Below are 15,831 nucleotides of genomic sequence, written 5' to 3'. Positions count from 1 at the left end.
CCACCTAATTCCTTAACTTTTTTATCCAACAAAGACTTTAATGAGATAGAAAAATCATTAAAACCCACTGACTTTCTTGATTTATTATTGAAAACAATGTCTAACAGCTGAATAAGCGAAGTTTTTCCACTATTGTTAGCTCCTGCTAAAATAGCAAAATTTCCATGATTTAAATTTATTGTACTCTTATTAAAGCGTCTATATCCCTCAATAGTAATTTTATCAATTCTCATAAAAATTCTCCTTTTCATAAAGAAAGCGTTACCAACAAATGTTGAGAAATAAACCTAAATATTAAAATTTAGGTTTATGATTCAGATCTTATTTCACCAACTTCTTCATCTCATCAATACGTGCGACGGTCGCGTCATATTTAGCTTGGTAGTCGGCTTGTTTGTCGCGTTCTTTTTGGACGACTTCTGGTTTGGCGTTGGCTACGAAGCGTTCGTTAGAGAGCTTCTTACCGACCATATCCAGTTCTTTTTGCCATTTAGCTAGTTCTTTATCGAGACGAGCCAATTCTTCTTCGACGTTGAGGAGGTCTGCCAGTGGTAAGTAGATTTCTGCTCCTGTGATGACGCTTGACATAGCAAGTTCAGGTGCAGTGATGGTTGATGCGATTTCCAAGTGTTCTGGATTTGTGAAGCGTTTGATATAGTTGACATTGCTGTTAAAGAAGGCTTCCAAGTCGCTATCGCTTGTCTTAACAAGAATCGTGATAGGCTTGCTTGGTGCTACGTTTACTTCCGCACGCGCATTCCGAACGGCACGGATCAAGTCTTTGAGGCTTTCTACACCAGTGTGAGCTGCAAGGTCTTCAAAGGCTGTGTTGATAGTTGGGTATTCTGCTGTAACGATAGAGCCTTCTGAGATTTGTCCAAAGATTTCCTCTGTTACGAATGGCATGATTGGATGGAGGAGACGAAGGATCTTGTCCAAAGTGTAAAGGAGAACAGAGCGTGTGATGACTTTTTCGTCCTCATTGTCGCTGTAAAGGACTTCCTTAGTCAACTCAACGTACCAGTCCGCAAACTCGTCCCAGATGAAGTTGTAGAGGATATGTCCAGCCACACCAAACTCAAACTTGTCAAAGTTGGCAGTAGCTTTTCCGATGGTTTCATTGAGGTTGTGGAGAATCCAGCGGTCTGTGACATTTCCAGCTTCCTTGTTGACAACTTTTTCCACATTGGCAGTTGCTTGCTCAAGGGTCAAGCCTTCATTGTTCATGAGGATGTAGCGAGAGATGTTCCAGATCTTGTTAATGAAGTTCCATGACGCATCCATTTTCTCATAAGAGAAGCGCACGTCTTGCCCTGGTGCAGATCCGTTTGAAAGGAACCAGCGAAGGGCATCGGCACCGTATTTCTCGATAACATCCATTGGGTCAATCCCGTTACCGAGAGATTTTGACATTTTACGTCCTTGCTCGTCACGAATGAGGCCGTGGATAAGCACGTTTTGGAATGGCTGACGACCTGTGAATTCCAAGGATTGGAAGATCATACGAGACACCCAGAAGAAGATGATGTCGTAACCTGTTACCAAGGTTGAAGTTGGGAAGTAACGTTTGAAATCCTCTGAGTCGACATCCGGCCAGCCCATAGTAGAGAATGGCCAAAGGGCAGAACTGAACCAAGTATCCAAGACGTCTTCGTCCTGAGTCCAGCCGTCACCTTCTGGTGCTTCTTCACCGACGTACATTTCACCCTCAGCATTATACCAAGCAGGGATTTGGTGACCCCACCAGAGTTGACGAGAGATTACCCAGTCATGGACATTTTCCATCCATTGAAGGAAGGTATCGTTGAAACGAGGTGGGTAGAATTCTACCTTGTCTTCTGTGTCTTGGTTGGCAATAGCATTTTTAGCCAATTGGTCCATCTTCACGAACCATTGCGTAGACAAGCGTGGCTCAACCACAACACCTGTACGCTCTGAGTGACCAACACTGTGGACACGTTTTTCGATTTTAACGAGGGCACCGATTTCTTCTAGCTTAGCAACGACTGCCTTACGAGCTTCAAAACGGTCCATACCTGCAAATTCAAAGGCCAAGTCATTCATAGTTCCGTCATCGTTCATGACGTTAACTTGTGGCAAGTTATGGCGTTGACCAACCAAGAAGTCGTTTGGATCGTGGGCAGGAGTGATTTTCACGACACCTGTACCAAACTCAGGATCAGCGTGTTCGTCCCCAACGATTGGGATGAGTTTATTAGCGATAGGGAGGATGACGTTTTGTCCAATCAAGTCCTTGTAGCGTGGGTCCTCTGGATTGACCGCAACCGCAACGTCCCCAAACATGGTCTCTGGACGAGTTGTCGCAACTTCAAGGGCACGCGAACCGTCTTCTAACATGTAGTTCATGTGGTAGAAGGCACCTTCGACGTCCTTGTGGATAACCTCGATATCGGAAAGGGCTGTGCGAGCTGCTGGGTCCCAGTTGATGATAAATTCACCACGGTAAATCCAGCCTTTCTTGTAAAGGTCCACAAAGACCTTGCGAACCGCTTTTGACAAACCTTCGTCAAGAGTGAAACGCTCACGAGAGTAGTCTACAGAGAGCCCCATCTTGCCCCATTGTTCCTTGATAGTAGTGGCATATTCGTCTTTCCATTCCCAGACTTTCTCAAGGAATTTCTCACGACCAAGGTCGTAACGGCTGATGCCTTCGCCGCGCAAGCGCTCCTCAACCTTAGCCTGAGTAGCAATCCCAGCGTGGTCCATCCCTGGAAGCCAAAGCGTATCAAAGCCTTGCATGCGTTTTTGACGGATGATGATATCTTGCAAAGTTGTATCCCAAGCGTGACCGAGGTGGAGTTTCCCAGTTACGTTTGGTGGTGGAATGACGATTGAATAAGGCTTAGCTTTTTGATCGCCTGAAGGCTTAAAAACATCTTCGTCCAGCCATTTTTGGTAACGACCAGCCTCAACCTCGGCTGGATTGTATTTAGGTGAAAGTTCTTTAGACATGTGTTTGTCCTTTCTCTATTGTATTCATTTTATCTTGAATCTGCTTAGCAGCTTCTTCTGCAGACAGATTCGTATTATTTATTTTAAGGTAGTGGTGCAACTCATTCGGTTGATGTTGGGAATTTAATTGAAGTGTTTCAGCGGTCTCTAAAATTTCTCTTTCAGATATCTCAATATGCCGTTTCAAGGGCTTGTGCTTCAACCGGTTCTCCGTTCGATTTCGACGTAAACGCTCTTCAAGACTTGTTTCCAATTCAACAAACAGAATCTCTTGATGAAAGTTATCCAATAAATCCTGAATTTGCTTTAAATACATCAGCTGGTACTGATTTGAAAAATCAATTACGTCAGTTAAAATTACTGATCGCTGATTTCTTGCACTTGCTCCAAGGAAAGAAAAGGTGATTCCACGAACAAATTCCCACATTTCCTCTGTAAAGTCCTGATAGATTTCTAGTGCAAAATCGATGGCTTGATGGTTATAAAAGAGGGTAGCATCTGTCAGTCGAGATAACTCTTGACCAATCGTCATTTTCCCAGAAGCCGGAGCCCCAATGATGAAAAGATGCATCAAATTACCTCCCATTCACTCTTCAGCAAGCCATATATCAGACTGTCACAGCGGTTTCCTTGAGCATCCTTTCTGTCTCGGATGCGAGCTTCGAGGGTAAATCCAAGTTTTTCTGCGACACGTTGACTTTGGACATTGTAGCTAAAACAAGTCAATTCAATCTTGTGAAGCTCCAATTCTTTAAAAGCCAGATTAATCAAGGCACGCGCTGCTTCGGGAACATAACCTCGTCCCCAATAGTCTGGGTGCAAGATATAGCCAATCTCCAGTACATCGTCTTCGTAGCGACGGGGGAAATCGACAGACCCAATGATTGTATCGGTTCCTTTAACGATAATTCCATAGCCTGCTGGGAGATTATCCTTTTCATTACGCTCAGGAAGGATATGTTCTAGGTAATAAATCTCATCTTCCAAGGTCTTGACGGGTGGGAAGCCTGCTGGGTAAGAAACCTCTGGACGACTAGCATAGTCAAAGATATCCTCTACATCCGCCACTGTTCGGACCCGTAAGACCAGTCGCTCCGTTTCGATTTGTTCTGGCAGTTCAGCTCTTGTCATCCTTCTTCCTCGCTTTCTTGATAAAGCTTCCCATGGGATTGACTCGGTCATCCAGATAACGGTAAACGCGCTGATGACCGTCCCCCATAAAGTAAGTTGGGGCAAAGCGGTCATTTTTAAAATGCTCTTTATCGTCTAAGAGCTCTGGATCAGCCAGTCGCTCGAGAATCTTGGCAAAGATATGGCAGATGCCATCTTCCTCGATAATCCGATCCACCTGACAGTCCAATACGACTGGACATACCTCTAAAATCGGGGCCTGAGTCCGTACAGAAATTTCGTAGTCAAGCCCTAGGTGTTTTAACTTTTCCCGATGGCTGATAAAACCAGCCTGCTCCATTTCGAGCATGAAGTTTTCATCAGGGATGTTTACGGTAAACTGTTGATAATGCTTAATCTGGTCAGCCGCATTTTCCTCAGCGCCAACCCCAATGACTAACCAATCTCCCAGACTATAAGAGGAGCTGCAGGTTGTGATATTTTGCCCAAAGTTTTGGTCCTGATAGCCCAAGATGAAGATTGGAAAACCATAGTAGAGCTTACTGGTGTTAAAAGATTGTTTCATGACAACCTCCTTTGGCTAGGGGTCTAAAATAAAAATCGTCCCTGCCATTAATCTGACAGGGACGAATGTGTTAATCCGCGGTACCACCCAATTTCGGGCAGAAGCCCGCAACTTTAATCTTCTTGTTTCTCTTTTATGACGTCGTTAGCTCGTCTTGTCGTACTTGAGTACAGCCTGCAACTCGCTGTCTAGTCCTAAAAGGAAACAAAAAGATTTATATTTCAATTTTTAATTTCATCCATTAGCAACCAGTTTTGACACATTTGTGGACTTCTCAGCACCGCCACTTTCTGTAAAATGTGGGACTCAAAACACCTCTAATGGCTTTATTTTAACAAGTTTTTGACGGAAAAGCAAGGAACAAGAAAGATTACTTGAACTTGATGCCGTTTTCTTTTAATTTCTTGATAGTAGCTGGCCCGATTCCTTTCAAGGCAAGGAGCTCTTTTTCTGTCCAGTTTTTGAAGTCAGCAGCAGACTTGATACCTTCGTCGTAGAAAGTCTTAGCGCGGTCTACTGAAAGTCCGCCTAGATTCGCTGCGAAATCCTCTACAGAAGTAGCAACTTTTTGTGCTTGTTCTTTAGTTGCTTCTACAGTTTTTTCTACTTGCTTAGAAACGGCTTTTCCTGCTTCACTGGCAGCTTTTTCAGCATGCTTCACGACTTTTTTTGTTTCTTCGACAACCTTGTTTACAGTGTTTGAAAAAGCACCTGAGCGACGAAGGCTGTTTCTCAATTGTTTTTTACGTTGGAGTGTCTTTGACATGATAAAATCCTTTCAATAAAAAATCCCTGTGGCTGAACAAGGATCGAATCTCTATGATTTTATTGTATCAACTTTCTTTAGGAATTGCAAGGCTTGATATACTGGAAATATAGGAGATATATGGGAAATTTCGCCGTAGAATGATAGACGATAATAGAAGAAAAGTGAAAAATATGGTATAATGAAACGATAGATTTTTGAATAGGAATACAATCATGTTTGGATTTTTAAAAAAAGATAAAGCAGCAGAAACCCCGACAATGGTGCCAGACCACATCGGTGTGATCATGGATGGGAATGGCCGTTGGGCTAAAAAACGGATGCAACCGCGTGTCTTTGGGCATAAGGCTGGGATGGATGCTTTGAGAAAGGTAGCGATTGCTGCTAGTGATATGGGTGTCAAAGCCTTGACGGTCTATGCCTTCTCAACTGAAAACTGGACCCGTCCAGATCAGGAAGTCAAATTTATCATGAACTTACCCGTTGAATTTTATGATAAGTTTGTTCCCGAATTGCATCAGAAGAACATGAAGATTCAAATGATTGGGGAGACTGATCGTTTGCCGAAGCAGACTTTTGATGCTCTTAAAAAGGCAGAAGAACTGACTAAGTTAAATACAGGATTGATTCTCAATTTTGCCCTTAATTATGGTGGACGAGCTGAGATTACACAAGCGGTCAAGTTGATTGCACAGGATGTTTTAGATGCTAAGATCAATCCTGGTGATATCACCGAGGAGTTGATTGGGGAATATCTCTTTACGGGACATTTGCCAAAAGTCTTGCGTGATCCTGACTTGATTATTCGGACCAGCGGTGAACTTCGTTTGAGTAATTTCTTGCCATGGCAGGCTGCTTATAGCGAGCTCTATTTTACGGATGTCTTGTGGCCTGACTTTGATGAGGAAGCCTTGAAAGAAGCTATCATCGAGTACAATCGTCGCAACCGTCGCTTTGGAGGAGTTTAGGAGATATTATGATACAGGATTTACAAAAGAGAACCCTTTTTGCTATCTTGGCCTTGGCTATCTTTATCCCAATCTTGGCGATTGGTGGCTTATGGCTCCAGATTGCCATGGGGATTGTGGCTATGTTGGGAGTACATGAGTTACTGCGCATGAAGGGTTTAAATACCATGACGCCTGAAGGACTCTTGACTTTACTAGCAACCTTTTTTCTGACTATTCCTTTGGAAAACTACCTGAAGTTTTTGCCTGTGGATGGGAACGTTGTTGCTTATAGTGTCGTGATACTGATTTTACTAGGGGCAACAGTCTTCAGCAAGAACTATACTATTGAGGATGCTGTTTTTCCGATTGCCATGAGTTTTTATGTTGGCTTTGGCTTTAATGCTTTGGTCGATGCTCGTATTGCAGGTTTGGATAAGGCGCTTCTGGGACTGTGTATGGTCTGGGCAACCGATAGTGGTGCTTATCTGGTAGGGATGAAGTTTGGTAAGAGAAAGCTAGCTCCGAGAGTTTCCCCTAACAAGACCATAGAGGGTGCTATGGGAGGTATCTTGGCTGCTATGCTAGTGACTTTGATTTTTATGCTAGTTGATAGTACTGTTGCTTTACCTTATGGGATTTACAAAATGATGGTCTTTGCTATTTTCTTTAGTATAGCTGGTCAGTTGGGCGATTTGATCGAAAGTGCTATGAAACGTCACTTTGGCGTCAAAGACTCAGGCAAGTTTATCCCAGGTCATGGTGGGGTATTGGATCGTTTTGATTGCATGCTGGCTGTCTTCCCTATTATGCACCTCTTTGGCTTATTTTAAGGAAAGGTAAATAGAAATTAAATGATAGGATTACTAACATTTATCCTGGTCTTTGGGATTATCGTAGTGGTTCACGAATTCGGACATTTTTACTTTGCTAAGAAATCTGGGATTTTGGTTCGTGAGTTTGCCATCGGTATGGGCCCCAAAATCTTTGCCCACATCGGAAAAGATGGAACTGCTTATACCATTCGTCTCCTGCCACTTGGTGGTTACGTTCGGATGGCAGGTTGGGGTGAAGATACGACAGAAATTAAGACGGGAACTCCTGCAAGCCTAACATTGGCAGCGGATGGTAAGGTCAAACGCATCAATCTCTCTGGTAAAAAGGTTGACCAGACAGCTCTGCCTATGCAGGTCACTCAGTTTGATTTTGAGGATAAACTCTTTATTAGAGGCTTGGTCTTAGAAGAGGAAAAGACTTTCTCAGTAGACCATGATGCGACCATTGTGGAAGCTGATGGAACGGAAGTTCGTATCGCTCCCTTAGACGTCCAATATCAGAATGCGACTGTCTGGGGCAAATTGATTACCAACTTTGCTGGTCCTATGAATAATTTTATCCTAGGAGTCGTCGTTTTCTGGATCTTGATTTTCATGCAAGGTGGCGTCCGTGATACGCAAACGAATAACTTCAGTATTATTCCAGATAGCGCTTTGGCTAAGGTTGGTGTTGAAAATACGGCCCAAATCACTAAAGTCGGCAGTTATGAGATTTCAAACTGGTCAGATTTGATTCAGGCGGTCGATGCAGAAACTAAGGACAAAACAGCGCCCGTTTTGGATGTGACGGTTTCTGAAAATGGAACTGAAAAACAAGTGAGTGTGACACCTGAAGAAAGCCAAGGTCGTTATATATTGGGTGTTCAGCCAAGGCTCAAATCAGATATCTGGTCTATGTTTATGGGCGGATTTACAACTGCGGCTGATTCAGCTTTACGCATCCTGAATGCTTTGAAAAGCTTGATTTTCCAACCAGATTTGAATAAACTAGGCGGTCCCGTTGCTATCTTTAAGGCAAGTAGCGATGCTGCCAAGAATGGACTGGAAAATGTCTTGTACTTCTTGGCTATGATTTCCATCAATATCGGAATTTTCAATCTGATTCCAATCCCTGCGCTCGACGGTGGAAAAATCGTGCTCAATATTATTGAAGCTATTCGCCGCAAACCACTAAAACAAGAAATTGAAACCTATGTCACTCTGGTCGGAGTTGTCATTATGGTCGTTTTGATGCTCGCCGTGACATGGAACGACATCATGCGTACCTTCTTTTAAGAAATAGAGGAGTCATTATGAAACAAAGTAAAATGCTTATCCCAACGCTTCGCGAAATGCCAAGCGATGCTCAAGTTATCAGCCACGCCCTTATGTTGCGTGCTGGTTATGTTCGTCAAGTATCAGCAGGTGTTTACTCATACCTACCACTTGCTAACCGTGTTATCGAAAAAGCCAAGAACATCATGCGTCAAGAATTTGACAAGATTGGTGCGGTTGAGATGTTGGCTCCAGCCCTTCTTAGTGCAGATCTTTGGCGTGAATCTGGTCGTTATGAAACCTACGGTGAGGACTTGTACAAATTGAAAAACCGTGAGAAGTCAGACTTTATCTTGGGCCCAACTCACGAAGAAACCTTCACAGCTATTGTCCGTGATTCTGTCAAGTCTTACAAGCAATTGCCACTGAACTTGTATCAAATCCAGCCTAAATACCGTGACGAAAAACGTCCGCGTAATGGACTTCTTCGTACGCGTGAATTCATCATGAAAGATGGCTATAGTTTCCACGCTAACTACGATAGCTTGGATGTTACTTATGATGAGTACAAGGCAGCTTACGAGCGTATCTTTACTCGTAGTGGTTTGGACTTCAAAGCAATCATCGGTGACGGTGGTGCCATGGGTGGTAAGGATAGCCAAGAGTTTATGGCCATCACACCTGCTCGTACAGATCTTGACCGTTGGGTTGTTTTAGACAAGTCTGTCGCATCATTTGATGAAATTCCTGCAGAAGTGCAAGAAGAAATCAAGGCAGAATTGCTCAAATGGATGGTTTCTGGTGAAGATACCATTGCCTACTCAAGTGAATCGAGCTATGCAGCTAACTTGGAAATGGCTACCAACGAGTATAAACCAAGCAACCGTGTTGTGACTGAAGATGAAGTGGCTCGCGTGGAAACACCAGGTGTCAAATCGATTGATGAAGTCGCAGCCTTCTTGAATGTCTCTGAAGAGCAAACAATCAAGACCTTGGTTTATATCGCAGATGAGGAGCCTGTTGTGGCTCTACTCGTTGGCAATGATCAGCTCAATGAAGTCAAATTGAAAAACTACCTTGGAGCAGATTTCTTAGAACCTGCAACTGAGGCAGAAGTGAAAGAATTGTTGGGAGCGGACTTTGGTTCCCTTGGCCCAGTAGATCTTCCAGAAAATGTTAAAATCATCGCAGACCGCAAGGTACAAGATAGTCGCAATGCTGTTGTTGGTGCCAATGAAGATGGCTACCACTTGACTGGTGTCAACCCAGGTCGTGACTTCACTGCCGAGTATGTGGATATCCGTGAAGTTCGTGAAGGTGAAATTTCTCCAGACGGACAAGGTATTCTTAACTTTGCGCGTGGTATCGAAATCGGTCACATCTTTAAACTGGGAACTCGTTACTCAGCAAGTATGGGAGCAGATGTCTTGGATGAAAATGGTCGTGCTGTGCCAATCATCATGGGCTGCTACGGTATCGGTGTCAGCCGTCTCCTTTCAGCAGTTATGGAACAACACGCTCGCCTCTTTGTTAACAAAACTCCTAAAGGTGAATACCGTTACGCTTGGGGTATCAATTTCCCTAAAGAATTGGCACCATTTGATGTGCACTTGATTCCGGTCAATGTTAAGGACGAAGCAAGTCTTGAATTGACTAATCGCATCGAAGAAGCCTTGGTCAACAAAGGCTACGAAGTCTTGACAGATGACCGTAACGAACGTGTCGGAGTTAAATTCAGCGATAGCGACTTGATCGGTCTTCCAATCCGTATCACTGTTGGGAAGAAAGCAGCTGATGGTATCGTAGAAGTGAAGATCAAGGCGACAGGGGATACTATTGAAGTTCATGCAGATAACTTGCTTGAAACTCTTGAAATCCTAACAAATAAATAAAATCTATAATCAGAAGAAAAACAAGACAAAAATGTAACTAGTTTTTGCCTTGTTTTTTCTTTATAATGAGAGAAAGTAAGACTCAATGAAAATCAAAGAGCAAACTAGCCGCAGGTTGCTCAAAACACCGTTTTGAGGTTGTGGATAGAACTGACGAAGTCAGTAACACATATACGGCAAGGCGACGTTGACGCGGTTTGAATTTGATTTTCGAAGAGTATAAACATTAAAAGTGTAAAAAGAGGTAGTACTATGCTAAAATTTCCAAAGGATTTTGTCTGGGGTTCCTCAACTTCTGGACCACAGACAGAAGGACGAGTGCCTGGTGATGGCAAGGGAGATAATCTCTGGGATTATTGGTTTCAAGTAGAGCCAAATCGTTACTACAATGGTATTGGACCAGACAAAACGTCGACCTTCTATGAAAACTGGGAAAAGGATATCGAACTATTGTTAGAAACAGGGCATACAGCCTTTCGAACTTCTATCCAGTGGTCTCGTATTTTCCCACAGGGACGTGGGGAAGTCAACCCTCAAGGTGTGGCTTTCTACCGTCAGGTTTTTGAAGCCATCAAAGCCAAGGGGATACGTCTTTTAGTCAATCTCTATCACTTTGACCTGCCTTTTGCCCTTCAAGAAGATGGGGATGGTTGGGAAAATAAGGCAACTATTAAGGCCTATGAAGACTATGCTCGTTTCTGTTTTGAAACCTACGGAGACTTGGTTGACCAGTGGATTACCTTCAATGAGCCTATCGTTCCTGTAGAGTTCGGCTATTTCTATGATGCACATTATCCTCATAAGGTAGATGCCAAAGCAGCGGTTAAGGTTGCCTATCATACACAACTGGCGAGCACTCTTGCAGTTAAGGCTTGTCATGAAGTCTTGCCAGGCTCTAAGATTGGGATTGTCCTCAACTTGACACCAGCATATCCACGTAGCCAACATCCTGCAGACGTGAAAGCTGCTCGCATTGCTGACCTCTTCCAGGCACAATCTTTCCTAGATCCGTCTGTTTTAGGAGCTTATCCAGAAGAGTTAGTGGAAATTTTGTCTGAGCATGACTTGTTACCAGAATACACAGCCGAAGAGTTAGAACTCATTCGCGATCATACGGTTGACTTCCTAGGAGTCAACTACTACCAACCTTTGCGTGTTATGGCGCCGCGTTTTGCTAAGCATCCTGATAGCCCACTCTTGCCTGAGCATTTCTATGAGCCTTATGTCATGCCTGGTCGTAAGATCAATCCGCACCGTGGTTGGGAAATCTACGAGCAAGGGATTTATGACATTGCCCAAAACATCAAGGAAAACTACGGTAATATTGAGTGGATGCTGACTGAGAATGGGATGGGTGTTGAAGGTGAGGATAAATTCCGTGAGAATGGTATGATTCAGGATGATTACCGTATTGACTTTGTCAAAGGTCACCTTCGTGAACTTCATCGTGCTATCGAAGACGGTGCCAACTGTAAAGGCTACTTGATCTGGACCTTTATCGATTGCTGGTCATGGCTCAATAGCTATAAAAACCGTTATGGTTTAGTCGAGCTAGACTTAAAAACACAAGAGCGTCGCCTGAAAAAATCAGGCCACTGGTTCAAAGAACTCAGCAATAACAATGGATTTTAAGAATATGAAGAGTGAGATGATTTTCATCTCATTTTTCTTATAGAATCATCACCAAGCTCTCACCATCACAGAAGAGAATGTTGCAAGGGATATAGATGGTATCGTCCTTACAACGATTTACCCTCACCTCTCACCGCCACACAAGGAACTAAAAGTGTCTACTTAATCAAGGACTTTTCTAATGAGCAAATTCGTTGCAACTATAACTGACTAGTGATAAAATACCCAGATAACTAATAATAAAACGAGGAAATCAGTATGGTAGAACTAGGAATTTCAACCTTTGGTGAAACAACAGCCTTAGAGGGGACTGGACAAGTATATAGTCATGACGAACGAATCCGTCAGTTGGTAGCAGAGATTGAGTTGGCTGACAAGGTTGGATTGGATGTGTACGGCATTGGGGAGCATCATCGGGAGGACTTTGCGGTATCGGCGCCAGAGATTGTCCTTGCAGCTGGTGCGGTGAATACCAAGAAGATTCGTTTGACCAGTGCTGTCAGTATTCTCTCTAGTATGGATCCCATCCGTTTGTTCCAACAATATGCGACCATCGACGCCCTTTCAAACGGTCGTGCAGAGATTATGGCTGGGCGTGGTTCATTCACCGAGTCCTTTCCACTGTTTGGGTATGACTTGAAAGACTATGAAGCCCTCTTTGATGAAAAATTGGACCTGCTTCAGCTTGCAAATGAAAGCACCAAAGTGAACTGGCGTGGAGAATTGACCCAAAGCATTGCGGGAAAAGAAGTCTATCCTCGGCCAGTTCAGGACAAATTGCCCTTGTGGGTGGCGACAGGTGGTCATGTAGAGTCAACAGTGAAGATTGCTCAAGCTGGTTTGCCGATTGTCTATGCGATTATCGGTGGGAATCCTCGCTATTTTAAAAAGTTGATTCAGGCTTATCGTGAGATTGGAAGTGAATCTGGTCATGCTGACAAAGACCTGAAAGTGGGCGCTCATTCTTGGGGCTGGATTGCTGAAGATGGCGAGCAGGCAGTGAAAGATTATTTCCATCCGACCAAGCAAGTGGTAGATGCGATTTCCAAAGACCGTCCACACTGGCAGGAGATGACCTATGAGCAATATTTGGAGCAAGTTGGGCCCAATGGTGCTATGTTTGTGGGGACCCCAGACCAGGTAGCAGAAAAGTTGATCCGCATGATTGAGGATTTAGACTTGGATCGCTTTATGTTGCACCTACCACTTGGTTCTATGCCACATGATCAAGTTCTCAAAGCCATTGAACTCTTTGGAACGCAAGTGGCACCAAAAGTGCGTGCTTACTTTGCCATGAAAGAAGGGTTATAAAAAAATCCAATCAAATTGATAAAAAATCTATATACCCGTCTGATCTTTAAAAAACTAGAAATAAAAGAAACTCTGGAAAGCTAATAAAAACAAGCTTTTCGGAGTTTCTTTTATATATGAGATTAGTGAATTAATCTTTATTGAAAATTAAGATACTCCCTATATGAGACTATTTTAGGACAAGCCCACAAAAAGCATCAAGGCTGACAGAGCAATAAAAGCTAGGGTTGCAAGACCTCGTTGACTTGGACTGTAAATCTTTCGTTCGCCTAGAACTGGGAAGACGATAGCTAGTAATGCACCGCCGACAGCTCCCCCGACATGTCCAGCAAGGCTGATGCCAGGCATTAAAATACTTCCTACTAGGTTGATGACCAAGAGGGAGAGGTAGGATTGACCAAGCTGTTGAAGATAGGGGTTGCGTGAGGCATAACGAAGAACGACAATAGAAGCGAACATACCGTAGAGGGCAGTTGAAGCACCTGCAGTAATGGCATTGGGACTAAAAACTAGGACAAAGAGATTTCCCATCATACCTGATAGAAGGTAGATAAAGAAAAACTGTTTAGAGCCAAAGATTTGTTCCATCTGACGTCCTAAGAAGTAGAGGGATAGCATATTGACTAAAAAGTGCTCTAAGCCAATGTGGACAAATGTTGCCGAGAATAAGCGCCAGATTTGTTCAGGCATGGCCTTGATAGCAGGGGGATACACAGCTCCGAATTTATACAAGGTGGCTGCGCTGGTATAGTTGAAACCACTGGTTAGAAACATGAGTACAAAAACCAGGCTTGTCACGAGAAGAAAGAAGCTCGTGACAGGATACCGACGATCAAAAATTTCTTTCATAGATGAGTACCTCCTCAACAGGAATATCGTAGTGCTCAGGTTGAAAATTCTGAATCTGACATGGATAAATCGTACTAATAGTATGACCTGGGAAATGCACCAAGTAGCGGTCATAGTAGCCACCACCGTAGCCAATCCGATATCTAGAAGGATTGAAAGCCAAACCAGGAACATGAATCAGGTCAATATGAGAGGGTTCAAGGATTGTGAAGTCTCCTTGAGGTTCAAGAAGTCCAAAAGAATTTCTTTCGAGTTTCTCTGGTTCATAGAGCACAAAGTCCATTTTCCCATGTGGATAGGTTTTGGGAATGAGGATGGTTTTCCCATCTTTTTGAGCTTGTTCGATCAGTCTAGCTGTCTGAAATTCATGAGGGAAAGACAGGTAAGTGGCGATGGTTTTTGCTTCCTTGTAGAAGGGATGTAGAAGTAGTTGCTCAGTCAACCAAGTGTCCATGACTTCCTTTTCTTCGGCTGACAGAGATTTAAGTTCTTGTAAGACCTGCTTGCGTAAGTTTTTTTTCATCGTTTACTCCGCAGCTTTCTTTGCTAAAAAGCTTGATACAGCCTCGACTCCAATTGCCAGAGCTTCTTCTTTAGGACTCATCTGTGGATGGTGAAGAGCATAGGGACTATCAATTCCGAGCCAGAACATGACACCAGGAACCTTGGAGAGAAGATAACCAAAGTCCTCCCCTGTCATGGCAGGTTCAATATCGATTAGTTCAATTCCCTCTTTTTCATCAAAGAAGGTCATCAATTCCCGGGCTAATTTAGGGTTGTTTTCGACAGGTAGGTAGCCTCCCTGCTTGAGTTCAACTTCCACATCCATATCAAAAGCAGCTGCGACCCCTTCAGCGATAGCTTTGACACGTTTTTGCACCAAGAGGCTCATGCTGTGTGTAAGAGCTCGAATCGTTCCATGTAAGAAGGCTGTATCAGCGATGACATTGTTAGTTGTCCCAGCTTGAAAAACACCGAAAGTGACGACAGCTCCCTCGATAGGATCGACATTACGGCTGACGACTGACTGGACTTGGGTCACAAAATAGCTAGCTGCAACCAGAGCATCGTTTGCTTGATGTGGAAAGGCAGCGTGTCCGCCTTTACCCTTAAAGCGAATCTTGACCTCGCATGTTCCAGCAAAGAGTGTATGGGTATTGGTCGCAATCTGTCCAACTTTTAGGTCTGGACGAACATGGAGTCCATAGAATTGGTCAGGTAACCAGTCGCCAAAAGCACTATCTTCATACATGAGCATGCCACCTGCTTCATTTTCTTCTGCAGGTTGGAAGAGAAAGAGGAGATTGTTTTTGGGTTGTTTTTCTAATGCACGTTCGAGACTTCCTAGGGCAATGGTCATGTGAAAATCGTGTCCACAAGCATGCATGCGGTCTGGGTGCTGAGAGGCAAAAGGAAGGCCTGTTTGTTCAACGATTGGGAGTCCGTCGATGTCTGTCCGCCAGCCAATGGTACGTTCTGGCTGACTTCCCTGCAAGTAAACTAAAATACCTGTTCGCCAAGTACGAATCTGAACAAAATCCTTACCAGCCGTTAATGTTTCAATGACATTGAGTAAATAAGCGTGAGTCTTGAATTCTTCTAAACCAATCTCGGGAATTTGGTGAAGATCGCGTCGAGTTTGAATCAAATCTAACATAGTTAATTTCCTTCTATT

At 43.6% G+C, this 15,831-nt stretch carries 15 protein-coding genes; 6 read left to right on the top strand and 9 right to left on the bottom strand.

Translation table 11 applies throughout. The annotated features are described in order from the left end of the window. The 6 genes from SINDD18_RS06420 to SINDD18_RS06395 form a co-directional block, all read right to left on the bottom strand. Positions 1–233 (bottom strand): AAA family ATPase (locus tag SINDD18_RS06420; protein WP_153014429.1); only part of this gene is annotated, 233 nt, incomplete at its 3' end. 88 nt (positions 234–321) lie between these two features. Continuing rightward, the gene (locus SINDD18_RS06415; RefSeq protein WP_061863504.1) at positions 322–2,973 is read right to left on the bottom strand and encodes a valine--tRNA ligase; all 2,652 of its coding nucleotides are present in this window, start codon (positions 2,971–2,973) and stop codon (positions 322–324) included. Next, positions 2,966–3,544: an AAA family ATPase gene (locus SINDD18_RS06410; protein ID WP_061863503.1), complete on the bottom strand. Its 579-nt coding sequence runs from the start codon at positions 3,542–3,544 to the stop codon at positions 2,966–2,968. Before SINDD18_RS06410 ends, SINDD18_RS06415 begins: the two co-directional genes overlap by 8 nt. Further along, positions 3,544–4,104, bottom strand: coding sequence for a GNAT family N-acetyltransferase (locus SINDD18_RS06405; protein WP_061863502.1), 561 nt, complete (start codon positions 4,102–4,104; stop codon positions 3,544–3,546). Before SINDD18_RS06405 ends, SINDD18_RS06410 begins: the two co-directional genes overlap by 1 nt. Beyond that, complete coding sequence (locus SINDD18_RS06400; RefSeq protein ID WP_061863501.1) at positions 4,091–4,669, bottom strand: flavin reductase family protein; 579 nt, start codon at positions 4,667–4,669, stop codon at positions 4,091–4,093. The genes SINDD18_RS06405 and SINDD18_RS06400 overlap by 14 nt, the downstream gene beginning before the upstream one ends. Positions 4,670–5,039: 370 nt before the next feature. Then, positions 5,040–5,435, bottom strand: coding sequence for a helix-hairpin-helix domain-containing protein (locus SINDD18_RS06395; RefSeq protein ID WP_061863500.1), 396 nt, complete (start codon positions 5,433–5,435; stop codon positions 5,040–5,042). Between the two features lie 215 nt (positions 5,436–5,650). On the opposite strand from SINDD18_RS06395, the gene SINDD18_RS06390 reads away from it, so the two are divergent. The 6 genes from SINDD18_RS06390 (at position 5,651) to SINDD18_RS06365 (ending at position 13,307) form a co-directional block, all read left to right on the top strand. Then, positions 5,651–6,403, top strand: a complete 753-nt coding sequence (locus SINDD18_RS06390; protein WP_061863499.1) for an isoprenyl transferase — start codon at positions 5,651–5,653, stop codon at positions 6,401–6,403. An 8-nt stretch (positions 6,404–6,411) separates the two neighbouring features. Then, complete coding sequence (locus SINDD18_RS06385) at positions 6,412–7,215, top strand: phosphatidate cytidylyltransferase (protein WP_000613843.1); 804 nt, start codon at positions 6,412–6,414, stop codon at positions 7,213–7,215. A gap of 21 nt (positions 7,216–7,236) precedes the next feature. Then, complete coding sequence (rseP, locus tag SINDD18_RS06380; RefSeq protein WP_061863498.1) at positions 7,237–8,493, top strand: RIP metalloprotease RseP; 1,257 nt, start codon at positions 7,237–7,239, stop codon at positions 8,491–8,493. 17 nt (positions 8,494–8,510) lie between these two features. Continuing rightward, positions 8,511–10,364 (top strand): proline--tRNA ligase, encoded by a 1,854-nt coding sequence (locus SINDD18_RS06375; protein WP_061863497.1) that lies wholly within the window; start codon positions 8,511–8,513, stop codon positions 10,362–10,364. A gap of 252 nt (positions 10,365–10,616) precedes the next feature. Further along, entirely contained in the window at positions 10,617–11,996 is a 1,380-nt protein-coding gene (locus SINDD18_RS06370; protein WP_061863496.1) for a glycoside hydrolase family 1 protein, read from the top strand. 258 nt (positions 11,997–12,254) lie between these two features. Continuing rightward, positions 12,255–13,307, top strand: a complete 1,053-nt coding sequence (locus SINDD18_RS06365) for an LLM class flavin-dependent oxidoreductase (protein ID WP_061863495.1) — start codon at positions 12,255–12,257, stop codon at positions 13,305–13,307. A gap of 174 nt (positions 13,308–13,481) precedes the next feature. Here the strand turns inward: SINDD18_RS06365 and SINDD18_RS06360 are convergent, their stop codons facing one another. Genes SINDD18_RS06360 through SINDD18_RS06350 form a run of 3 tightly spaced genes read right to left on the bottom strand, consistent with a single transcriptional unit; the run spans position 13,482 to position 15,813 of the window. Further along, positions 13,482–14,156 carry a rhomboid family intramembrane serine protease gene (locus SINDD18_RS06360; RefSeq protein ID WP_061863494.1) on the bottom strand — a complete coding sequence of 225 codons (675 nt, stop codon included), beginning with the start codon at positions 14,154–14,156 and terminating at the stop codon, positions 13,482–13,484. Continuing rightward, the gene (locus SINDD18_RS06355; RefSeq protein WP_061863493.1) at positions 14,140–14,679 is read right to left on the bottom strand and encodes a 5-formyltetrahydrofolate cyclo-ligase; all 540 of its coding nucleotides are present in this window, start codon (positions 14,677–14,679) and stop codon (positions 14,140–14,142) included. Before SINDD18_RS06355 ends, SINDD18_RS06360 begins: the two co-directional genes overlap by 17 nt. 3 nt (positions 14,680–14,682) lie before the next feature. After that, entirely contained in the window at positions 14,683–15,813 is a 1,131-nt protein-coding gene (locus SINDD18_RS06350; protein WP_061863492.1) for an N-acetyldiaminopimelate deacetylase, read from the bottom strand. Positions 15,814–15,831: the final 18 nt, after the last annotated feature.

The sequence above is a fragment of the Streptococcus infantis genome (genome assembly GCF_001579645.1).
Lineage (GTDB): Bacteria > Bacillota > Bacilli > Lactobacillales > Streptococcaceae > Streptococcus > Streptococcus infantis_E.
Note: the sequence above shows the minus strand (reverse complement) of the source record. Positions and strands in the feature narration are given on the sequence as shown.